25 protein-coding genes, 1 pseudogene and 1 riboswitch are annotated in these 20314 nt (G+C 75.0%); of the genes and pseudogenes, 10 read left to right on the forward strand and 16 right to left on the reverse strand.

Annotation, left to right across the window (positions count from 1 at the left end):
• Window positions 1–48 precede the first annotated feature (48 nt).
• The 7 genes and pseudogenes from ACI782_RS22830 to ACI782_RS22860 all read left to right on the forward strand — a co-directional run.
• Window positions 49–702: an LLM class flavin-dependent oxidoreductase gene (locus ACI782_RS22830; protein ID WP_456912395.1), complete on the forward strand. Its 654-nt coding sequence runs from the start codon at window positions 49–51 to the stop codon at window positions 700–702.
• Window positions 657–878 (forward strand): hypothetical protein, encoded by a 222-nt coding sequence (locus tag ACI782_RS22835; RefSeq protein ID WP_456912396.1) that lies wholly within the window; start codon window positions 657–659, stop codon window positions 876–878. The genes ACI782_RS22830 and ACI782_RS22835 overlap by 46 nt, the downstream gene beginning before the upstream one ends.
• 261 nt (window positions 879–1139) lie before the next feature.
• Complete coding sequence (locus ACI782_RS22840; protein WP_456912397.1) at window positions 1140–1409, forward strand: GNAT family N-acetyltransferase; 270 nt, start codon at window positions 1140–1142, stop codon at window positions 1407–1409.
• Entirely contained in the window at window positions 1406–2377 is a 972-nt protein-coding gene (locus ACI782_RS22845; RefSeq protein WP_456912398.1) for an amino acid ABC transporter permease, read from the forward strand. The genes ACI782_RS22840 and ACI782_RS22845 overlap by 4 nt, the downstream gene beginning before the upstream one ends.
• Window positions 2374–3168: an amino acid ABC transporter ATP-binding protein gene (locus ACI782_RS22850; protein ID WP_456912399.1), complete on the forward strand. Its 795-nt coding sequence runs from the start codon at window positions 2374–2376 to the stop codon at window positions 3166–3168. The genes ACI782_RS22845 and ACI782_RS22850 overlap by 4 nt, the downstream gene beginning before the upstream one ends.
• A gap of 130 nt (window positions 3169–3298) precedes the next feature.
• Window positions 3299–4282, forward strand: coding sequence for a transporter substrate-binding domain-containing protein (locus ACI782_RS22855; protein ID WP_456912400.1), 984 nt, complete (start codon window positions 3299–3301; stop codon window positions 4280–4282).
• Window positions 4283–4305: 23 nt separating this feature from the next.
• Window positions 4306–4935, forward strand: a pseudogene (locus ACI782_RS22860) (transporter substrate-binding domain-containing protein); the annotation flags it as partial.
• Between the two features lie 116 nt (window positions 4936–5051).
• Here the strand turns inward: ACI782_RS22860 and ACI782_RS22865 are convergent.
• The 6 genes from ACI782_RS22865 to ACI782_RS22890 all read right to left on the reverse strand — a co-directional run bounded on the left by ACI782_RS22865 (window position 5052) and on the right by ACI782_RS22890 (window position 10927).
• Window positions 5052–5969, reverse strand: a complete 918-nt coding sequence (locus ACI782_RS22865) for an alpha/beta fold hydrolase (RefSeq protein ID WP_456912401.1) — start codon at window positions 5967–5969, stop codon at window positions 5052–5054.
• A gap of 76 nt (window positions 5970–6045) precedes the next feature.
• On the reverse strand, window positions 6046–7395 hold the full coding sequence (locus ACI782_RS22870; RefSeq protein WP_456912402.1) for an NtaA/DmoA family FMN-dependent monooxygenase: 1350 nt from the start codon (window positions 7393–7395) through the stop codon (window positions 6046–6048).
• The gene (locus ACI782_RS22875) at window positions 7392–8609 is read right to left on the reverse strand and encodes an LLM class flavin-dependent oxidoreductase (RefSeq protein ID WP_456912403.1); all 1218 of its coding nucleotides are present in this window, start codon (window positions 8607–8609) and stop codon (window positions 7392–7394) included. The genes ACI782_RS22870 and ACI782_RS22875 overlap by 4 nt, the downstream gene beginning before the upstream one ends.
• Window positions 8606–9433 (reverse strand): DUF1684 domain-containing protein, encoded by an 828-nt coding sequence (locus ACI782_RS22880; RefSeq protein WP_456912404.1) that lies wholly within the window; start codon window positions 9431–9433, stop codon window positions 8606–8608. The genes ACI782_RS22875 and ACI782_RS22880 overlap by 4 nt, the downstream gene beginning before the upstream one ends.
• A complete protein-coding gene (locus ACI782_RS22885) occupies window positions 9430–9924 on the reverse strand; it encodes a beta-class carbonic anhydrase (RefSeq protein WP_456912405.1) in 495 nt (164 codons plus the stop codon). The genes ACI782_RS22880 and ACI782_RS22885 overlap by 4 nt, the downstream gene beginning before the upstream one ends.
• A gap of 28 nt (window positions 9925–9952) precedes the next feature.
• Window positions 9953–10927, reverse strand: a complete 975-nt coding sequence (locus ACI782_RS22890) for a sulfotransferase (RefSeq protein ID WP_456912406.1) — start codon at window positions 10925–10927, stop codon at window positions 9953–9955.
• Window positions 10928–10995: 68 nt separating this feature from the next.
• Between ACI782_RS22890 and ACI782_RS22895 the strand changes: the two genes are divergently transcribed.
• A complete protein-coding gene (locus tag ACI782_RS22895) occupies window positions 10996–11916 on the forward strand; it encodes a hypothetical protein (RefSeq protein WP_456912407.1) in 921 nt (306 codons plus the stop codon).
• A gap of 5 nt (window positions 11917–11921) precedes the next feature.
• Here ACI782_RS22895 and ACI782_RS22900 read toward each other — a convergent pair whose 3' ends face one another.
• Window positions 11922–13301: an aminotransferase class V-fold PLP-dependent enzyme gene (locus tag ACI782_RS22900; protein ID WP_456912408.1), complete on the reverse strand. Its 1380-nt coding sequence runs from the start codon at window positions 13299–13301 to the stop codon at window positions 11922–11924.
• Between the two features lie 33 nt (window positions 13302–13334).
• A riboswitch (SAM riboswitch) is annotated at window positions 13335–13448 on the reverse strand.
• A 276-nt stretch (window positions 13449–13724) separates the two neighbouring features.
• On the opposite strand from ACI782_RS22900, the gene ACI782_RS22905 reads away from it, so the two are divergent.
• Window positions 13725–14231: an NAD(P)H-dependent oxidoreductase gene (locus ACI782_RS22905; protein ID WP_456912409.1), complete on the forward strand. Its 507-nt coding sequence runs from the start codon at window positions 13725–13727 to the stop codon at window positions 14229–14231.
• Window positions 14232–14351: 120 nt separating this feature from the next.
• Window positions 14352–14879, forward strand: a complete 528-nt coding sequence (locus ACI782_RS22910) for a cysteine dioxygenase (RefSeq protein WP_456912410.1) — start codon at window positions 14352–14354, stop codon at window positions 14877–14879.
• Window positions 14880–15037: 158 nt separating this feature from the next.
• Here the strand turns inward: ACI782_RS22910 and ACI782_RS22915 are convergent, their stop codons facing one another.
• The 9 genes from ACI782_RS22915 to ACI782_RS22955 all read right to left on the reverse strand — a co-directional run.
• Window positions 15038–15895, reverse strand: a complete 858-nt coding sequence (locus ACI782_RS22915; protein ID WP_456912411.1) for a class III extradiol dioxygenase subunit beta — start codon at window positions 15893–15895, stop codon at window positions 15038–15040.
• A complete protein-coding gene (ligA, locus tag ACI782_RS22920; protein WP_456912412.1) occupies window positions 15888–16253 on the reverse strand; it encodes a protocatechuate 4,5-dioxygenase subunit alpha in 366 nt (121 codons plus the stop codon). The genes ACI782_RS22915 and ligA overlap by 8 nt, the downstream gene beginning before the upstream one ends.
• Complete coding sequence (locus ACI782_RS22925) at window positions 16243–16428, reverse strand: hypothetical protein (protein WP_456912413.1); 186 nt, start codon at window positions 16426–16428, stop codon at window positions 16243–16245. The genes ligA and ACI782_RS22925 overlap by 11 nt, the downstream gene beginning before the upstream one ends.
• Window positions 16425–16703 carry a muconolactone Delta-isomerase family protein gene (locus ACI782_RS22930; protein WP_456912414.1) on the reverse strand — a complete coding sequence of 93 codons (279 nt, stop codon included), beginning with the start codon at window positions 16701–16703 and terminating at the stop codon, window positions 16425–16427. The genes ACI782_RS22925 and ACI782_RS22930 overlap by 4 nt, the downstream gene beginning before the upstream one ends.
• Before the next feature lie 24 nt (window positions 16704–16727).
• Window positions 16728–17432: an alpha/beta hydrolase gene (locus ACI782_RS22935; RefSeq protein ID WP_456912415.1), complete on the reverse strand. Its 705-nt coding sequence runs from the start codon at window positions 17430–17432 to the stop codon at window positions 16728–16730.
• A 12-nt stretch (window positions 17433–17444) separates the two neighbouring features.
• Window positions 17445–18560, reverse strand: a complete 1116-nt coding sequence (locus tag ACI782_RS22940; RefSeq protein WP_456912416.1) for a Rieske 2Fe-2S domain-containing protein — start codon at window positions 18558–18560, stop codon at window positions 17445–17447.
• Between the two features lie 113 nt (window positions 18561–18673).
• Window positions 18674–18865, reverse strand: a complete 192-nt coding sequence (locus ACI782_RS22945) for a hypothetical protein (RefSeq protein ID WP_456912417.1) — start codon at window positions 18863–18865, stop codon at window positions 18674–18676.
• 169 nt (window positions 18866–19034) lie between these two features.
• Window positions 19035–19727: a response regulator transcription factor gene (locus ACI782_RS22950; protein WP_456912418.1), complete on the reverse strand. Its 693-nt coding sequence runs from the start codon at window positions 19725–19727 to the stop codon at window positions 19035–19037.
• The coding region (locus ACI782_RS22955) for a sensor histidine kinase (protein WP_456912419.1) at window positions 19724–20314 on the reverse strand (591 nt) is incomplete at its 5' end. The genes ACI782_RS22955 and ACI782_RS22950, both read right to left, overlap by 4 nt.

Genomic DNA, 20314 nt, shown 5'->3' on the forward strand with positions numbered 1-20314 from the left:
GGACGCCGACGCGGTCGCCGCCGGGAGACCTTCCTGCGCCCGGGCAGCGTGCGGCCGTTCGCCCACACCGGCCCGCAGTTCGACGTCCGGGGGACCTTCGGCACGCCGCGCGGGCCGCAGGGCCACCCGGTGCTGTTCCAGGCCGGCGACTCCGCCGACGGCCGGGAGTTCGCCGCCCGGGACGCCGACGTCGTGTTCACCGCGCACTCGACCGTCGAGGCCGGGCAGGCGTGCTACGCCGACGTCAAGGGCCGGCTGGCCGCACACGGCCGGCAGCGGGACGACCTGAAGATCCTGCCCGCGGTGACCGTGGTGCTGGGCGACACCGGGGCCGAGGCCCGCGACCGGGCGCGGCACATCCGCGAGCAGCAGGTCAGCGGGCCGACGGCGATCGCCTTCCTGAGCAGGTGTGGGGCCGCGACCTCACCGCGCACGACCCGGACGGGCCACTGCCGGCGGAGGACCCCGACCCGGAGAGCGTCTCGATCACCCGCGGACGGGTCCGCCACCACCGCGACCCGGCGGCGCCGGCCCGGCAGTGGCGGGAGCTGGCCGAGGCCAACGGCTGGTCGATCCGCGAGCTGGTCATCCAGGTCGGCGACCGCGGCGGCTTCGTCGGGACGGCGGAGTCGGTCGCGCGGCAGATCGACGACGCGGTGCAGGCCGACGCGTGCGACGGCTACGTCCTCGTGCCGCACCTGACCCCGGCCGGGCTGGACGAGTTCGCCGCCCGGGTGGTCCCGCTGCTGCAGGAGCGCGGCTCGTTCCGCGCCGACTACACCGGCCCGACGCTGCGCGACCACCTCGGCCTCGGCCCGGCCCGCAACGCCCGCCGGGCTGGGGGCTCCGGGGCCGACCGCCGGCAGGTGGCCCGGTGACCGCCGCGCCCGGGCTGGTGGTCGTCGGCGTCCACCCCGACGACCCGCTCGCCGCGCCGCTGTTCGCCGAGCTCCTGCACGAGTACGACAGCCGCTACGGGGACCTGTACGGCGGCGCCGCCGCCGAGCTCACCCGGTACCCGGCCGCGGAGTTCCTGCCCCCGGACGGCGAGCTGGTCCTGCTGCTGGAGGACGGCGCTCCCGGTCGCCGGCGGCGCCTACCGCCGGCACGGCGACGCGGGCACCGCCGAGGTCGAGCGGATGTGGACCGCCGCCGCGCACCGCCGCCGCGGACTGGCCCGCCGGGTGCTCGCCGAGCTCGAGACCCGCGCCGCCGCGCGGGGCTACACCCGCGTGTACCTGACCACCGGCCTCCGCCAGCCCGAGGCCGAGGCGCTCTACCTGGCCGCCGGCTGGACGCCGCTGTTCGACCCCGCCGTCCCCCGCCCCACCGACCTGGCCACCCTCCGCACGCTGCCCCCCGGCCAGCTCGGATACGCCTTCCAGAAGCCCCTGGGAGACCTGTCATGACGACGCTCGCCCCGACGCCGGAGACCGCCGCGCCACCGGCGTCCGGGACCCCCTACGACCAGCTGAAGGTGGTCCCGGCCCGGCACCCCGGCCGCTGGGTGGCCACCGCCGTCGTCGCCGTCCTGCTCGCGATGGTGGTCAACTCGCTGGTCACCGACCCCCGGTGGGAGTGGGACGTCGTCGCCGCCTACCTCACCGAGGAGTCGATCGTCCGGGGTGTCTGGACGACGATCCAGCTGACGCTCATCACCGCCGTCCTCGGCTTCGCCCTCGGCACCGTGCTGGCGCTCATGCGGCTGTCCCGCTCGCCGCTGCTGCAGGCGGTCAGCTGGGGCTACACCTGGGTGTTCCGCTCGGTGCCGCTGATCCTGCAGCTGCTGCTCTGGTACAACCTCGCCTACCTGTACCAGTCGCTGGACCTCGGCATCCCGTTCGGCCCGTCGTTCGCCAGCGTCGAGACGCTCTCGCTGATCGACGAGTTCGGCGCCGCGATCCTGGGTCTTGGCCTGCACCAGGCGGCCTACTCCGCGGAGATCGTCCGCGCCGGCATCCTCTCGGTCGACCAGGGCCAGCTGGAGGCGGCCGCGTCGCTGGGCATCCCGCGGCGCCGGCAGACCACCCGGATCGTGCTGCCGCAGGCGATGCGCTCGATCGTCCCGACGGCGGTCAACGAGGTGATCGGCCTGTTCAAGGGCACCTCGATCGTCTACGTGCTGGCCCTCGGCGAGCTGTTCTACACGGTGAGCGTCATCTACGGCCGCACGCAGCGGGTGCTGCCGATGCTCGTCGTCGCGGCGGTCTGGTACGTCGTCCTGACCACCGTGGTCACGGGGATCCAGTACCACGTCGAGCGCTACTACGCCCGCGGCGCCGTCCGCACCCTCCCGCCGACGCCGCTGCAGCGGCTGCGCGCCAACCTGACCGCGGGCCTCGCCCGGGTCCGTCCCGTCCGCGAGGTGTCCCGGTGACCGCCGCTCCCGCCGTCCGTCCCGGCCGCATCGAGGTGCACGGCGTGCACAAGTCCTTCAGCGGGGTCGAGGTGCTGCACGGCGTCGACCTGGTCGTCGAGCCGGGCACCGTCACCGTCGTCCTCGGGCCGTCGGGCTCGGGCAAGTCGACGCTGCTGCGCAGCATCAACCACCTGGAGAAGGTCGACCGCGGCTTCGTGGCGCTCGACGGCGAGGTCGTCGGGTACCGCCGCCGCTCCCACCGGGACGGCGACCGGCTGCACGAGCTGCCGGAGAAGGACCTGCTGCGCCAGCGCACCCGGTTCGGCTTCGTCTTCCAGAGCTTCAACCTGTTCCCTCACCTGACCGCGCTGGAGAACGTGGTGGAGGCGCCGGTGTCGGCGCAGGGCCGCCGGCGTGGTGAGGTGGAGGCCGAGGCCCGGGAGCTGCTCGCCCGCGTGGGCCTGGCCGACCGGGCCGGCGCCCACCCCCGGCAGCTGTCCGGCGGGCAGCAGCAGCGGGTCGCCATCGCCCGCGCGCTGGCCATGCGGCCGGCCGTGCTGCTGTTCGACGAGCCCACCTCGGCGCTGGACCCCGAGCTGGTCGGCGAGGTGCTCGGCGTCATCGAGGACCTCGCCCGCGACGGCACCACGATGGTCGTGGTCACCCACGAGGTCGGCTTCGCCCGCAAGGCCGCCGACCAGGTGGTCTTCATGGACGAGGGCCGCATCGTCGAGGCCGGCCCGCCCGAGCAGGTGCTCGACGCCCCGCGGCACGAACGGACCCGCGCCTTCCTCGCCAAGGTCCTGTAGCCCCAACCCGGCCCCGTCCAGAGGCTGGCCGCGAGTTCGCGAGCGGTGAGGAGGACGGGGTCCTTCCAGGCGCAGCCCGCGCCGCCCGTCGATGGCACGCGCCCGCGTGCCCTGCCCGAGGAGAACGCCCGTGACCGCCCGTACCCGACGAGCCCGCCTCGTCCCCGTCCTCGCCGCCGTGTCGCTGCTGGCGCTCGGGGCGTGCAGCAGCTCCGCGGAGATCGAGGAGCAGGCCCGCGCCGACGAGGGCGGGGAGCGCACCGCCCTGTCCGTCGACACCGGTCCGGAGCAGGACCGCATCCACACCACGCCCAGCGAGGAGGCGATCGCCCTGCTGCCCGAGGGCGCGTTCGCCGACGGCGTGCTGCGGGTCTCGGTGACCCAGGGCGCGGTGCCACCGGCCTTCTCCGCCGACGACAACTCCACCGTGATCGGCAGCGAGACCGACATCGCCACCCTCGTCGCCGACGCGCTCGACCTGGACCTGGACCTGGAGTTGGTGGTCAACGACTGGTCCAACTGGCCGCTGGCCACCCAGTCCGGCGAGGTGGACGCCACCATCTCCAACGTCACGGTGACCGAGGAGCGCAAGCAGCTGTTCGACTTCTCGTCCTACCGGGTCGACCAGCTCGGCTGGCTGGTCCGGGCCGACAGCGACCTGCAGATCGACGAGGCCGCGGACATCGCCGGGCTCACCGTCGGCGTGGGCTCGGGCACCAACCAGGAGCAGATCCTGCTCGCCTGGGACCAGCAGAACACCGACGCCGGCCTGGAGCCGGTGACCATCGACTACTACGAGTCCTACAACGACGCCGTCCTCGCCCTGCAGTCCGGCCGGCTGGACTCCTACGTCGGCCCGAACGCCATCGCCGCCTACAGCGCCGCGGTCTCGCCGGACGACGTCACCGTCGCCGGCACGGTCAACGGCGGCTGGCCGGACACCGCCGGCATCGCCGTCGCCACGGCCAAGGGCAACGGCCTGGCCGAGGCCTTCACCGCCGCGCTGAACTCCGCCATCGAGGACGGCAGCTACCAGCAGGTCCTCGACCGCTGGGGCCTGGGCGCCGAGGCGATCGAGCGGTCCGAGACCAACCCGCCCGGCCTGGGCGCCTGAACGAGGACTCGAGGAGAACCCCGATGACCCGCACCCGCACCCGCGGCCGCGCCGTCCGCCCGGCCGCGCTCCCCCTGCGGACCGCCCTCACCCTGTCGACCGTCGTCTTCCTCTCCGCCTGCACCAGCTCCGCCGAGATCGAGGCCGGGCAGCGCGCCGACACCGCCGCGGCCACCTCCGAGGCCGGCGGGACCGCCTCGGTCCTGGAGGTGGACACCAGCCCCGAGCAGGCCGGCCGGGTCCACACCGACGAGGACGCCGGTGCCGCCGCGCTCGTGCCGGCCGACATCGCCGAGGACGGGGAGCTGACCGTCGGCGTCGTCGGCACCGGCGAGCCGCCGCTGGGCTTCCTGGCCGACGACAACAGCACCGTCGTCGGCAGCGAGGTCGACATCGCCTCGCCGGTCGCCGACTCCCTCGGCCTGGAGCTCGAGGTGGTGAACGTGGCCTGGGAGCAGTGGCCGCTCGGCGTGCAGAGCGGCGACCTCGAGGCGGTGTTCAGCAACGTCGGCGTCAACAACGAGCGGCTGCAGCTGTTCGACTTCGCCGCCTACCGCGAGGGCGTCATGGCGTTCACCGCGAAGCCCGGCAGCGGGCTGTCGATCGCCGGTGCCGAGGACATCGCCGGCCTCACCGTGGCCGTCGGGTCCGGCACCAACCAGACGCGCAGACCCTGGAGCGGTGGGGTCTGTCGGACGAGGCCGTCGACGAGCCGGTGGTCAACCCGGCGGTGGGCTCCTGACCTCGGGCCGGTGCCGGCCGGACGGCATCAGTCGCCCGGCCGGCACCGGTCCAGGAACCGCAGGATCGCGTCGTTGACGAATTCCGGCTGGTCCTCGTGCAGGAGGTGCGAGGCGCCCGGGACCGTCAACTGCTCGGCCCGGGGCAGCAGGGTCCCCAGCCACCGGCTCAGTGCCCGCACGACGCGGGGGCTCCGGGCGCCGGTCAGCAGCAGGGCAGGCACGTGGACACCCCGGACGGCGGACTCGGGCAGCGGCGGGAAGCCGGCCCGCAGGGCGGCCGCCAGCGTGCTCGCGTTGTCCCGCATCTGCTGCTGCCGGTCGGCCGTCAGCCTGCCGAACGCCTCCCGGCCCAGCACGCCGCGCGCGAAGACCTGCCAGGCGCGCTCGGCATCCCCCCGCCGGTGGGCCCAGGCCATCGGCGCGAAGGTGCGCAGGCCGAACGCCAGGACCGCGAGCGTGGCGCCCGGGTGCCGGAACAGGCTGCGCGCGAGCACCCGGGGGTGCGGGCGGGAGCCGGGGCCGAGCACCAGGGGCAGCAGCGGTGGTTCCTCGAGGACCAGGCTGCGGACGGCGTCCGGGTGGTGGATCGCGGTGAGCAGGCAGATGAACGCCCCCCACGAGTTGCCGACCAGGTGGGCCGGCGCCGCGTCGAGCTCGCGGAGGAGGGCGACCAGGTCGTCGACGTGGGTGGGCATCGGGTCGGCGGCGCCCGACGGGACGTCGGCGTTGGGCCGGGCGAACCGGCGGCTGTAGGCGATCACCCGGTACCGCGCGGCGACCGGTCCCAGCTGCCGTGACCAGGACCGCAGGTCACTGATCCCGCCGTGCACGAGGACGACCGGCTCGCCCTGCCCCAGCTCCCGACAGGCCAGCGGCACCCCGTTGACCGCCACGCGCCCGACCCCGGGGAAGCCCGGGCCGTCGCCCGCTCCGGTGGTCGCCATCGCGCGCCCCCTCGTCCGGTCGCGCGGGACACCCTCCTCGATCACACGCGCAGCCGCAACGACCGCGGCAGCATCCTCAGCGGGGGCGCGGGGGCACCGGCGGCAGGCCGAGGTGGTCGCGCAGCGTCGTCCCCGCGTAGTCGGTCCGGAAGACCCCGCGCTCCTGCAGCAGCGGCACCACGCGGTCGACGAACGGGTCCAGCCCGCCGGGGGTGATGTGCGGGACGAGGATGTACCCGTCCGCGGCGTCGGACTGCACCAGGTCGTCGATGGTCGCGGCGACCGTCGACGGGCTGCCGATGAACGACTGGCGGCTCTGCACCTCGATCATCAGCTCCCGGATCGAGTAGCCCTTCTCCGCGGCCAGCTCCCGCCACTGCCGCGCGGTGGCCAGCGGGTCGCGGTACGCGCGCACCTGCGCCCGGCCCTTGGCCACGTGGTCCTCCCCCACCAGCGGGTCGACGTCCGGCAGCGGCCCGTCGGGGTCGTGGTCGGACAGGTCGCGGTTCCACACCTGCTCGAGGAACCGGATCGCCGTCTGCCCGGACACCTGCTGCCGTCGTACCTCGTGCGCCAGCTCCGCGGCCTCGGCGTCGGTGTCCCCGATGACGAAGGTGGCCGCCGGCAGGATGAGCAGGGAGTCGTGGGTGCGGCCGTACCTGGCGAGCCGGCCCTTGACGTCGGCGTAGAACGCCTGGCCCGCCTCCTTCGTGCTGTGCCGGCTGAAGATGGCGTCCGCACTCGACGCGGCGAACTCCCGGCCCTCCTTGGAGTCGCCGGCCTGGAAGACGACCGGCCGGGCCTGGGGGCTCCGCGGGACGTCGAAGCGCCCGGCGATGTCGAAGTGCGCGTCCCGGTGGGCGAACCGGCCGGCCTGCGGGTCACCCAGGAAGACCCCGCGCTCCTTGTCCGCGACCACCTCGTCGCCCCGCCAGGTGTCGACCAGCTCCAGCACCGTCTGCAGGAACGTGCGGGCCCGCTCGTAGCGCTGGTCCTGCGGCAGGAACCCGCCGCGCCGGAAGTTCTCGCCGGTGAAGGCGTCCCAGGAGGTGACCAGGTTCCAGGCGGCCCGGCCGCCGGAGAGGTGGTCGAGGGTGGCGAACTGGCGGGCCACCTCGTAGGGCTCGTTGAACGTCGAGTTGATCGTCCCGGTGAGCCCCAGCCGGTCGGTCACCGCGGCCAGGGCGGCCAGCACGGTGAAGGTGTCCGGCCGGCCGACGACGTCGAGGTCGTAGATGAGGCCGTTCTGCTCGCGCAGCCGCAGGCCCTCGGCCAGGAACAGGAAGTCGAACCTCCCCCGCTCGGCGGCCTGCGCGAACCGGACGAACGACGAGAACTCGATGTGGCTGCCGGCGGCCGGGTCGCTCCATACGGTGGTGTTGTTGACCCCCGGGAAGTGCGCCGCCAGGTGGATCTGCTTGATCATCGCTGGTCTCCTCGGACCGGGGCGTAGCGGTTGGCGGGGCGGGGCAGGCCCAGCAGGCCGCGCAGCGTGGTCGCCTCGTAGGTGGTGCGGAACAGGCCGCGCCGCTGCAGCTCCGGCACCAGGCCCCCGGTGACCTGGACCAGGTCGTGCGGCAGCGTCGCCGGCCGCAGCCGGAAGCCGGTCAGCCCGGCGTCCGACCACTCGGTCAGCAGGTCGGCCAGCTCGGCCGGTGTCCCGGCGAACACCCGCGCGTCGCAGACGTACTCGCTGCCCGCGGTGTCGTCCAGCCGCCGCCGGCGGGCGGCCGCCGCCTCCGCCGTCGCGTCGAGGAACACCACGAGGTCGCCGAACACGTGCACGGTCTCCTCGGCCCGGCCGGCCGCGACCTGCGCCGCGCGGATCTCGCCGACGATCGCCGCGGCGTCCACGGCGTCCCCCGGGGTCACGTACCCGACGTCGGCGCTGCCGGCCACGAGCTCGTACGGGATCGTCTGGTGGGCCAGTGCGGAGACGACCGGCTGGCCCTGCGGCGGCCGCGGGGTGATCGACGGCCCCTTCACCGAGAACCAGCGGCCGGTGAAGTCGATGTAGTGCAGCTTCTCCCGGTCGACGAAGCGGCCGGTGGCGGCGTCCCGGATCTCGGCGTCGTCCTCCCAGCTGTCCCACAGCCGGCGGACCACCTCGACCCAGTCGGCGGCCTCGTCGAACAGGTCCCGCAGCGCCGCCTGGACTGCGGGGTCGTGCCGGTCGGAGCTGCGCAGCTCCGGCAGGGTGCGCCGGCCGAAGTGCGCGGCCTCGGCCCGGCTCGAGGAGACGCGCACCCGGACCCCGGCCCGGCCGCCGCTCACGAAGTCCAGGGTGGCGATCGCCTTGGACAGGTGGAACGGCTCGGTGTGCGTGACGACGGCCGTCGGCACCAGCCCGATGCCCTCGGTGACCGGCGCGACCCGCGCGGCGACCTGCACGGCGTCGAGCGGGCCGCGGACCTGGTCGGTCCGCTCGTCGGGTCCCTCGCGGTCGGCGGACTGCAGCGAGAGGGCGTCCTCGAAGGTGACCAGGTCCAGCAGCCCACGCTGGGCCTCCTGCACGAGGTCGACCCAGTAGCCGGCCGTGAACAGCTCGGCCGGGCGCGCGTCCGGCTCGCGCCAGGCCGCCGGGTGCCAGCCGGCGCCGTCCAGGGCCACGGCCAGGTGGAGGCGGGCGGGCACGCTCATGCCCGGCGCTCGAGCGGGATCTGCTCGCCGGCCTCGACCGCCACGGGCAGCCGGTTCTCCGGAGGGGGCAGCGGGCAGGTCGCGAAGTCGGTGTAGGCGCAGGGCAGGTTGACCGCCCGGTTGAAGTCGAGGACGACGCGCCCGTCGGCGTCCGGCACGCCCAGCGCGAGCGACCGGTTGGCGGCGTAGGTCGTTGCGCCGGAGGTCGAGGCGGTGAACAGGACGACCAGGCTGCCGGGGTCCTTGCCGTTGAACGCGGTCAGCGACAGCGACCGTCCGGCCAGCGCGAACTCGACCACGCCGGGGGCGTCGTACACGTGCTCGAGGCCCGCCACGGCCGCCCCGACGGTGGTGGGCCGTGGCGCGGCGAACGGCACGAACCGGCCGGAGGCGACCCAGCGGGGGTCCGGCGGGAACGCCGGCGTCCCGGCGTACCGGGTGCGCAGGGGGTGGTCGGGGTGCCGCGGCCGGACGACGTCGTGCCCGCCCCGGCGGGCGACCTCCACGACCAGGTCGCCGGAGGTGGCGAGCACCCCGCCGCGCTCGGGGACGTGGCCGAAGACGTGCTCCCCGGTCACCGGCATGCCGTCGACCGACAGCTCCTCGCCGTCGTCGAGGCTCACCACGACGCCGCGCGGGCCGGTCGACCACGCACCGGGCACTCCGGGGAACCGCTGCGGGTCGCCGGTCAGCCAGTGCAGCCCGGTGACGGCGAGGAACCCGTGCGGATCGGCGCGGACGGCCTCGTGCCGGCGGTGCCAGTCGGCCCAGTCGCGGGCGAAGTCGTCGGTGCCGGGGACGGCGGGGGTGGAGACGGTGGTCATGGTCGGTGCACCTCGGAGAGCTGCCCGGTGGCCACGTCGAAGACGAAGCCGCGGACGCTGTCCTGTCCCGGGATGAACGGGCTGTCGAGGACCCGCTGCCGCTGGGCCCGGACGTCCTCCTCCAGCTCGGGGAACGCCTCGGAGTGCCAGTGCGGCCGGGTGCCCACCTCCTGCTCGATCGACGCGCGGAAGTCCTCGTCGGTGGAGGTCAGCATCCCGCACTCGGTGTGGTGGACGGGCACGATCTCCCGCGTGCCGAGCAGCCGCTGGCTGAACGCCAGCGAGCGGATCTCGTCGTCGGTGACGACGCCGCCGGCGTTGCGGATGACGTGCGCCTCCCCCTCGGCCAGGCCCAGGGCGCGGTGGACGTCGAGCCGGGCGTCCATGCAGGCGACGACGGCGACGTGCTTGGCGGGCGGCAGCGGCAGCGGACCGGCGAAGGTCTCGGCGTAGCGGGCGTCGTTGGCGACGAGGTCGTCGGTGACGGTCATGGGGGTTCCTCTCCTGGGTCAGGTCAGGTCAGGTCTGGGCCGAGCCGGCGGAGCGGGACCGGAAGTCGCCGCGGCCGGTGTCGCCCTTCCAGTCGGCGAAGGACTCGCCGGTGAGCTCCTCGAGCAGGGCGATGTCGTCGAGCAGCGGGGCGAGCACCTCGCGGCGGACCTCGACCGGCATCGCCGGCCGCGGGGCCCGCCCGGCGTGCAGCGCCGCGACGAGCGGGCGGCTGGCCTGGCGCCACACCTGCGGCGGCGCGTAGGCGCCCAGTGCCGCCCCGGCGCGCACGACCCGCGACAGCGCGCGGTACCGCGGGGTGTCGGCCACGTGGGGCTTGACGTTCTCCGGGGCCACCGTGTGCGCGACGCCGGGCTCGACACCGAGGAAGGTGCTGACCCGGTCCAGCGTCTCCCGCGGGGTGTCGACCAGCTGCCGGTAGCGCAGCAGGAACACCTGCTCGCGGGGCACGCAGCGGTACAGGTCGCGCAGCTGCTCGCCGTAGCGGCCCAGGCCGCGGTAGTGCCAGAACGGCGCGAAGCCCTCGGCGATCCGCTGCTGCTCGGCCCGGACGGCGGCGAGGAAGTCGGCCACCGGCTCCAGCCCGTCGGCCCGCAGGTGCACCCAGTTGGACCAGGCGCGGTCCACCGGGTCGCGGACGACCACCACCACCTTGACGTCGGGCACGTCGGCGGCCAGGCGTTGCTGCGCGCCGCGGTCGTAGAGGTAGAACGGCGTGCTCTCGCCGCGGACGGCGTCCTCCGGGGCGGCGGCGAACAGCGCGAGGTACTGCTCCCGCCGCCAGATCCACTCCTGCGCACTGTGCGCGTCGCCGGGACCGCGCTGCCCGCTGCGCGGCGGGGGCCGGCCGTCGGTCAGGTAGTACTTGGGCTCCTTGACCGGGGAGAGGTACAACCCCGGGTGCGTGGCCAGCGCGGCGTGCAGGGCCGTCGTCCCCGCCTTGGGCGCGCCGGCGATGACGAACTGCGGCAGTCGGCCGCTCATGCGGACCCCTTCCTGGATCGGTGTGCACACTGGGCGCCGTCCCCGTCGCCCGAGACCGGAGCCGCCGCGTGCCCGAGAATCCCGCCCGCCACCCCGACCCGCACCGGTTCTGGGCCGACGCCGAGGTGGTGCTGCCCCCCGAGGACCCGCGCCCGGGCTCGTGGGCCGGCGGGCCGTCGGCGCAGCTGGTCGACGGGACGTGGTGGCTGGCCTACCGGCTGCGGCGGCCGCTCGGCGAGGGCCGCGGCTTCGCCAACGTCGTCGCCCGCTCGGACGACGGCGTGCGGTTCACCCCGGTCGTGGGGATCGGCAAGGACGCGTTCGGCGCCGAGTCGCTCGAGCGCCCGGCGCTGGTGCACACCCCCGAGGGCCGCTGGCGGCTCTACGTCAGCTGCGCGACGCCCGGCAGCAAGCACTGGCGGGTCGACCTGCTGGAGGCCGACACCGTCGAGGGCCTGGGGACGGCGACCCCGCGCACGGTGCTCCCGGGCAGCGACGCCGAGGCGGTCAAGGACCCGGTGGTCCGGCACGACGGGCGGCGGTGGCACCTGTGGGCCAGCGTGCACCCGCTCGACGACCCGGACGCCACCGACCGGATGACCACCGAGCACGCCACCAGCGACGACGGCGTCACCTGGACCTGGCGCGGCACCGCGCTGGCCGGCACCCCCGGCACCTGGGACGCCCGCGGGGTGCGGTTCGCCGCCGTTCTCCTCGACGGCGCCGGGTCCTGGGCGCTCTACGACGGCCGGGGGACGGCGGAGGAGAACTGGGAGGAGCGCACCGGCCTCGCGGTGGCCGACGGCTGGGGGGACGGCGGCGGCCGCTTCACCGCCGCCCCCGGCGGCCCGCTGCTGCAGAGCCCGCACCCGCCGGGCGGTCTGCGCTACGTCGACATGGTGGTCGTGCCGGGCGGCGTCCGCTGGTTCTACGAGGCGACGCGGGCCGACGGCGCCCACGAGTTGCGCACGGTGCTGCTCCCGGGCTGACACGGTCAGCGCCCCGCCGGGCCGCAGCCGGCGCCGCGCGCGACCGCCCGCAGGTCGGCGCCGGCCGGCCCGGGCAGCGGCCGCGGGTCGTCGGCCGGCTGCCAGCGACCGTCCCGCACGACGTACCCGGTCCCCGGCCCGTCGGCGAGGAACGCCGCCAGGCCGTCGAGCAGCCGGTCGACGTCGGCGGCGGTGGTGGCCACGCCGACGCTGGCCCGCAGCGCCCCGTCGCCTGCGCCGAGCCGTGCGAGCAGCGGGTGCGCGCAGAACCGGCCGTCCCGGACGCCGACGCCGTGCTCGGCCGAGAGGACGGCGGCCACCAGCCCCGGGTCGGCGCCCTCGACGGTGAAGCCCACGACGCCGGTGGGGGCGACCGAGTCCGGCCAGACCCGCAGCCGCCGGACGCCGGGGAGCGCGTCCAGGCCGGCCTCCAGCCGGGCCCGCAGCGCCTGCTCGTGGCGCTCGAGGGCCTGCTCCGGCAGCGCGGCCAGGGCCTCGCACGCGGCCGCCAGGGCCACCGCGCCGAGCACGTTCGGCGAGCCGCCCTCGTGCCGGTGCGGCGCCGCGGCCCAGGTCGTCTCCGTCACGGTCACCGCGTGAACCGCCCCGCCGCCGGCGAGGTGGGCCGGCGCGACGTCCAGCCAGTCACGGCGGCCGACCAGGGCCCCGGTGCCGTACGGGGCGTAGAGCTTGTGCCCGGAGAACGCGACGAAGTCGGCACCGGTGGCGGCCAGGGAGAACCGGCGGTGCGGCACCAGCTGGGCGCCGTCGACGGCCACACGGGCGCCGGCGGCGTGCGCCAGCGCGACGACGTCGGCCAGCGGCAGCGCCTCCCCCGTGACGTTGGAGGCGCCGGTGACCGCGACCAGGGCGTACCGCCGGGCGGCGAGCTCGGCGCCCAGCGCCCGCAGCGTCGCCGGGACCGTCGGCCCGGTGGGCAGCACGGTCGTCGTCGCGCGGCGCTGCCACGGCAGCAGGTCGGCGTGGTGCTCGCAGTCGAGCACCAGCACCAGCTCTCCCGGTGGCACGCACCCTGCGAGGAGGTTGAGCGCGTCGGTGGTGTTCCGCGTCAGCACGCACACGTCGTCGGAGCGGGCGCCGACGAAGACGGCGACGGTGTCCCGCGCCGACTCGTAGAGCGCCGTCGACACCTGCGACAGGTAGCCCGCACCCCGGTGGACGCTCGCGTACAGCGGCAGCGCCTCGGCCACCCGGTCGGCCACCGCGACCAGCGCCGGCGTGCTCGCCGCGGTGTCGAGGTCGGCGTAGCGCGCGCGGCCGGACGGCACGAGCGGCACCTCGGTGCCCGCGCCGACGACCGGCAGCAACGGCCGCTCCGGGGCGACGGGCAGGACGACGGGACGGGACAGGACGGCGCCGGTCAACGCAGGCTCCTCGGTTTCGGGGACCCACTGGCGGGTCCGCGCTTGCGGGGGCCGGTCGGCACCCGCCTGGTCGTCACCCGGGGCACCCCATCGCGGAGGAAGGGTTGCCGGCCAGCGAGCCGGGGCTTGTCGCTGGCACTCATGACCTGCCGGGGAGCGTGGCACGACCCCCGGTATCCCGTCAAACCCGATCGAGATGGTAGAGATACACCCGTGTCCGCCCTCGCCGCCTCGACCGCCGCCGCGCCGCGGCTGGTCCGGCGGGTGCACGTGGACCTCGGCCGCGTCTGGTCCGCCCGCTGTCGCTGACGCCGCCCCGCGTCCCTCTTCCCGGCCGCCCGTCCCGCGCGGCCACCCCTCTCCTGCGAGGACCCCCGTGCCGATCCAGCTCCCGGGCACCGCCGCCGACGACGGACCCGCCCGATGACCACCGTCGCCGTCGTCGGCAACCCCAAGCCGCACTCCCGGACCCGCGCCGCGGCCGAGCTGGTCGTCGAGCGGCTGACCGGCGCCCCGGCCGACCGGGTCGTCGACGTCGTCGATCTCGGCGCCGGGCTGCTCGGCTGGGGCGACCCCGCCGTCGAGGAGGCCGTCGCCGCGGTGCGGGCGGCCGAGGTCGCCGTCGTCGCCAGCCCCACCTACAAGGCCACCTACACCGGCCTGCTCGAGCTGTTCCTCGACCAGATCGGCACCGGCGACCTCGCCGGGGTCGTGGCGGTCCCGCTCATGCTGGGCGGCGGGCCGGCGCACGCGCTGGCTCCCGAGCTGTTGCTCAAGCCGGTGCTGGTCGAGCTCGGCGCCACCGCGCCCACTCGCGGGCTGTACCTGCTCGACAGGACGTGGGACGACCCCGCGCCGCTGGACGTCTGGCTGGCCGCCGCGCGGCCGCAGGTCGCGGCCGCCCGCCCCATCCGGCGGGGCCCGGCGTGACGCCGTCCCGGACGCGGCTCACCCGGCGCGCCGCCGTGGACCTGCTGCGGGTGGCCAGCGCGCGATGTCGCCGTCACTGACGACCGCGCCACTCCCCCTCAGCCCGCGAAGGACCCCGTCATGACCCGTTCCCTGCTGTCCCCTGCCCTGCCCATCGACCCGACCGTCCGCCGCACCGGCGCGGCCGCGCTGGCCGCCGCCCTCGCCGCGGTCGAGCACCGCTGGTCCCCGCTGGTGGAGTTCCGCGCCGAGCACCGCTGGACCCACCTGCTCGACCCCGGGCTGGCCGCCGACGCCCTCGACCTCGACCTGCACGCCGACCTCGCCGGGGCCCAGGTGTGGCTGCTGTCCTGGCTGCCCGGCCAGGGCACCGACCTGCACGACCACGGCGGCTCCTCCGGGGCCTTCGCCGTCGTCCGCGGCACGCTGTCGGAGGAGGTCGGGGCGCTGCCGGAGGCCCGGCAGCTCGCTGCCGGGCGGGTGCGCCCGTTCGGTCCGCACCACGTGCACCGGGTGACCAATGCCGCCCACGAACCGGCGGTCAGCGTGCACGTCTACAGCCCGCGGCTGACCGTCATGAACACCTACCGGGTGGACCGGGGCGGGCTGGTCCGCACCGGCAGCGAGCGGGCCGGCGTCGACTGGTGACCGCCCCCTGAGACGACGGAACGGGCCGTGCCGCCCCGGAGCAGGGGTGGCACGGCCCGTTCCTCGCACGGCCCCGTCCAGGGGCCCACCATGGGACGGCGGCCCCCCTGCAGGGCCCGCCGCGAGCCTGCGAGCGGTGGGGGGCAGGGGGGCCTCTGTCAGGCGGGCTGGGGCACCCGGTTGTCGAACAGCGCGATCGCGGCGGCGGTGTTGGACGCCGGCACGAAGTAGTGCGAGTGCACCTTCGTGACCTGCTCGTTCATCGCGCCGCGCATGATCAGCCACATGATCATCTCGATGCCCTCGGAACCGGCCTCGCGGATGTAGTCCTCGCGGGAGAGCTGCGTCAGCTTCGCCGGGTCCTTCTCGATGGCCTCGAGGAACATGTGGTCGAACTCGGGGTTGATGTACCCGGCCCGCGCCCCCGCCAACTGGTGGGACATCCCCCCGGTGCCCAGGATCGCCACCTTGACGTCCTCGGGGTAGCTGCGGATGGCCCGCCCGAGGGCCTGGCCCAGGGCGTAGCACCGAGCCGCGGTGGGCTGCGGGTACTGGATGACGTTGACCAGCAGCGGGATCACCGGGCACGGCCAGGCCTCGCCCGGGTCCGGCGTCCAGACAGACAGGGGCACGGTGAACCCGTGGTCGACGTCGAGCTCCTGGAAGACGGTGAGGTCGAAGCCGTCGTCCACCAGGCTCTCGAGCAGGTGCAGCGACAGCTCCGGGTGCCCGACGACGTCGGGCACCGGGCGCTTGCCGAAGCCCTCGTCGGCCACCTCGTACCGCTCGGCGGTGCCGATGCCGAACGTCGGGACGATGTCGAGGTCGATGCCGTTGGCGTGGTCGTTGTAGACGACGATCGCCACGTCGGGCCGGTGCTCCTTGAGCCACTCCCGCGCCGGGGCGTAGCCGTCGAACAGGCCCTTCCAGTTGGGGTCCTCGGTCTTGCCGCGGTCCATCGCCGCCCCGATGGAGGGGACGTGCGAGGTCGCCAGACCCCAGATCACCTCAGCCACGCCGTCCTCCTGCCCGCATCGCCGCCACGAACTCCTCCTCGGTCATGCCGCTGAAGACACCACCGAGGTACTGCATCGACCGGCCGTCCATCATCGCCAGCTTGTAGACGTAGAAGATGCTGCCGCCCAGGTCGATCATCGCCTGCCAGTTCCGGTCGAGGACGGCCTGCTTCTGCTCCGGGGTCAGCTTGAACTCGTCGCAGTAGGCGGCCTCGTCGGTCAGGAACCGCTCCCGCGCCTCCGCCGAGCGCAGGCTCATGAACAGCTTGTTCATGCGGAAGCCGCGCCGGCTGGTCTGCCCGTCGAAGACCGGCGTCCCCGGCAGGTCGAACCTGCCGGCCGGGGTGTCAGTGCTCATCGGTGCCCTTCCGTTCCTCGCCCGTGAGGTGCTCGTGGTCGTCGAGCCACTCCCACAGCTGGCGTGGGTGCGCGCTGTGACGGGTGCGGCCGCACCAGCAGGTCCCGAGCATCTCACCGTCGAACTGGCGGAACGTGATCCGCAGCTGCTGCCCGGCGGGCGTGGAGGTGGTCATGCCCGCTCCTGCGGGTGCTGGGCCAGCGGCTCGACGTGGACGTCGAGCCACGGGGACATGGGCAGGGACACCAGGGCGTCGTGCAGGGCCGCGGCGTCGGGGGCCTCGTACAGGCCGATGGTGGCGTTGCGCCCGGGCACCCGCCACAGCCGCTTGAGCACGCCCGCGGCCCGCAGCTCCATGGCGCGCGCCCGCTCGGCGGTCCGCAGCTCCTCCCGCCGCTCGGCCGGGGTCTCGGCGGGCAGGCGGTTCTCGGAGCGGACGAGGAACTCCACGGTGGTCTCCTGTCGGATCGGGGGTCAGCGGGCGAGCTGGAGCAGGACGTCGGACAGCGCCTTGGGGGCGGTGACCATCGCCTCGTGACCGGTGTCGAGCTCGTGCACCGGCCAGCCGCGCTCGCGCGCCCGCTCGGCCTGGGCCTGGAAGACCCGCATCCAGGTCACGCACTCGACGAACGCGGCCGGCACCGCGTCGACGGCGCCGGTGAGGTCGAGCCGGTCCAGGTAGGTCTTCCACGGGTGCGGCGTGAGCTTCGGCGTCAGCCAGTCGACGTCGGCCTGCTCAGTGACGCCGAGGACCGACAGCTTGCGCACCGGCACCAGCCAGCCGAAGCCCTGCTCGGCCGCCGACTCGGCCCAGTGGTGCTCCACCTGCTCGGGCAGCAGGTCCCGCGCGGCCTCGCCGTCGGAGCCGACGAAGGCGTCGAGGTAGACCCGCCGGGCGATCGCGTCGGGCCGCCGGTCGGCGACCGCGGTGACGACCTGCCCGGCGTAGCTGTGTCCCACCAGGACGACGTCGCGCAGGCCGAAGGTGTCGATCAGCCGGACGACGTCCTCCACGTGGGTGTCCAGGCCCACCAGCGGGGACAGCAGGTGTGCGCGCTCGGACAGCCCGGTCAGCGTGGGGGCGTGCACCTCGTGGCCGGCGGCGCGCAGCAGCGGGGCCACGCGGTCCCAGCACCAGCCGCCGTGCCAGGCCCCGTGGACGAGGACGAAGGTCGCCACGGTCTCAGCCTCTCAGGCCTGGCCGGCCGGCTGCGCCGCGGCGGGCTGCGCGGCGGCGGGCTGGGCGGCGGCCGGGCGCACGGGGCGCGCCGGGCGGGCCGGGGCCTCGCCGCGGGCGGCCGCCTCGGCCTTGGCCATCTTCTCCAGCAGGCGGCGGCCGCGGATGCCGGCGACGTCGGAGCGGATCGAGGACTCGATCATCCCCGGGTCGGTGGCGACCATCTTCTCCTGGATCTCCAGGGCGTCGACGTCCTCCTTCATGACCGCCAGCTGCTGCTTGAGCTGGAACTCCGACAGCTCCTGGTCGTCGATCTTGTAGTCGCGACCCAGGGCGAAGAAGTCGTGCGTGGTGGTCTCGGTCTCCGGCGTCATGCCGTAGATGACCTTCATGTGGAAGCCCTCGGGCTCCTCGGTGCCGGTCGGGGCGATCCGGATGTTGAGGATGAAGATGCCCGGCGCGTAGAAGTCGCCGTCCTGCCAGCGGTCGATGTTCGTGGTCACGCCCATCGAGGACTGGTAGAAGGGCGGGGCCTCGATGTCGATCATGTGCCGGACGAAGGACACCTTGTTGCCCTCGCCGATCACGTCGATCGGGGTGGCGGCGACCGCGGCGTTGCCGATCGACGTCGGGTGCAGGAACGTCTCGTGGGTCAGGTCGAGCAGGTTCTCCACGAGCAGCACCTGGCGGCCCTTCAGCCCGACCGAGCCCTGCACGTGGGTCCAGTTCGGGTCCTCGAGCCACGAGACGTCCGGGATGTCGTCCGGGTCCGCCTCGTCCGCGTCACCCGGCCAGATCCAGACGATGCCGTAGCGCTCGACGACCGGGAAGCGGTGCACCGTGGCGCCCTTGGGCATGTCCGGCTGCTCGGCGACGCCGACGCACTGGCCCGAGCCGTCGATCTTGTAGCCGTGGTAGTTGCAGGTGATGACGTCGTCGTCCAGCCGGCCCAGCGACAGCGGGTAGCGGCGGTGCGGGCAGCGGTCCTCGATCGCGTTGGCGCTGCCGTCCGACAGCCGGTAGAAGCACACCGGCCGGCCGCAGATCCACCGCTGCATGAGCGTGCGGCCGACCTCGTCGGACCAGGCGCCGATGTACCAGCCGTTCATGACGATGGGGTTGGCTGCCACGGGTACTCCTCGGTGGGTGTCTCGGTTCGGTTCCCGGCCTGGCCGGCCGGGTGGGGAGGGTCAGAGCTCGAGCACGAGGCGCGGCCCACGACAACGCGACACACAGATCATCATCACGTCGCCCGCCGCGCGCTCGTCGTCGTCCGCTGGAGGACCACCTCGACCGCGGTGTCCGTGCCGTCGGCGACGACCGGGGCGGCGGTGGACCGCTCGACGTGCAGCGCGCCGGGGCCCGCGACGACCACCTCGGCGGTCCGGTCCGACGACGTCCGGGTGGGTGCGCTCCGCTCGAGGACGGACGTCACGAGATCGGCCTCCAACGACTCCGGCGGGCTCGGCGCAGCCGGGTGACCACGCTCACGTCCACCGTATGGAGCGACCGACCTGCGCGGATCGGCGCTGCGTCGGCACCGGAACGGCCGGGACGGCCCGCCCCGACTACGTCATCCGTCGTAGGCGCCGGCGGGCCCGGGCTCAGGCCGGCGGTGCGATGAGCCCCTCGCGGATGGCCAGCAGCGCCGCCTGGGTGCGGCTGGACAGCTGCAGCTTGCTCAGCACGTTGCTGACGTGGGTGCGGGCGGTGCGCTCGCTGATCACCAGCCGGTCGGCGATGTCGCGGTTGGAGTGGCCCTGCGCCACGAGGGCGAGGATCTCCCGCTCGCGGGCGGTGAGCGAGGTCAGGCCGGCCTGCGGCGCGGCCATCCGGCGGGCCAGCTGGCGGGCGACGGCGGCGTCCAGGTGCACCTCGCCGGCGGCGGCGGCGGTGATCGCGGTGGCCACCTCGGCGGGGTCGGCGTCCTTGAGCACGTAGCCGGCGGCGCCCGCGGCCAGGGCGGCGTGCACCCGCTCGACCTCCCCGAAGCTGGTGAGCACGACCACCTTCACCTGCGGGTGCGCCCCCACGATCGCGGCGGTCGCCGCGACGCCGTCCATGCGCGGCATCTGCAGGTCCATGAGGACGACGTCGGGCAGCGGCCGGCCGGTGGTCTCCCACTGGCGCAGCAGCTCGACCGCCTGCTGGCCGTCCCCGGCCTCGCCCAGCACCTGCAGGCTGGGCACGCCCGCCACGTACGCCTGCACGCCCCGGCGGACGATCGCGTGGTCGTCGACCAGCAGGACGCCGATCTGCCCGGTCGACGGCGCGGCGTCGGTCGGTCCGGTGCTCATCGGCTCCTCCCCTCACCGCCCGGCGCGGGCAGCGTCACGTCCACGCGCCAGCCGCCGAACGGGCGGGGCCCGGCGACCAGCCGCCCGCCCCAGCGCTCGGCGCGCTCGCGCATCGACACCAGCCCCAGCCTGCCCGAGCCCGGCGCCGGCTCCCCCGGCCCCCGGTCGGGCAGCGCGCCGGTCCCGTCGTCGGTCACCTCGACCACCAGCCCGCCGCCGGTCGCCGGCCGGCGGATGCGCACCACGGCCTCGGTGGCGTGCGCGTGCTTCACGACGTTGTGCAGCGCCTCCTGGACGATCCGGTAGAGGTCCTCCTGCACCTCCACGTCGACGTCGAGGTCGGGGTCGTCGGGTGCGTCGACGTCGACCACCAGCCCGGTGCGCGCCTCGACGCCGGCGGCGTGCGCGGTGACCGCCTCGACCAGGCCGTTCTCCGCCAGGTCCAGCGGGCGCAGCTCGAACACCAGCCCGCGCAGGTCGGCCCGCGCGCTTGCCGCCCGCCCCCCCAGCTCCACGGCGCCGGTGCGCACGGTGCCGGGGTCCGTGTCGGCCCGGGCGACGGGGGTTGGAAGCGCCTCGGCATTAAT

Source organism: Geodermatophilus sp. SYSU D00703, from assembly GCF_054050155.1.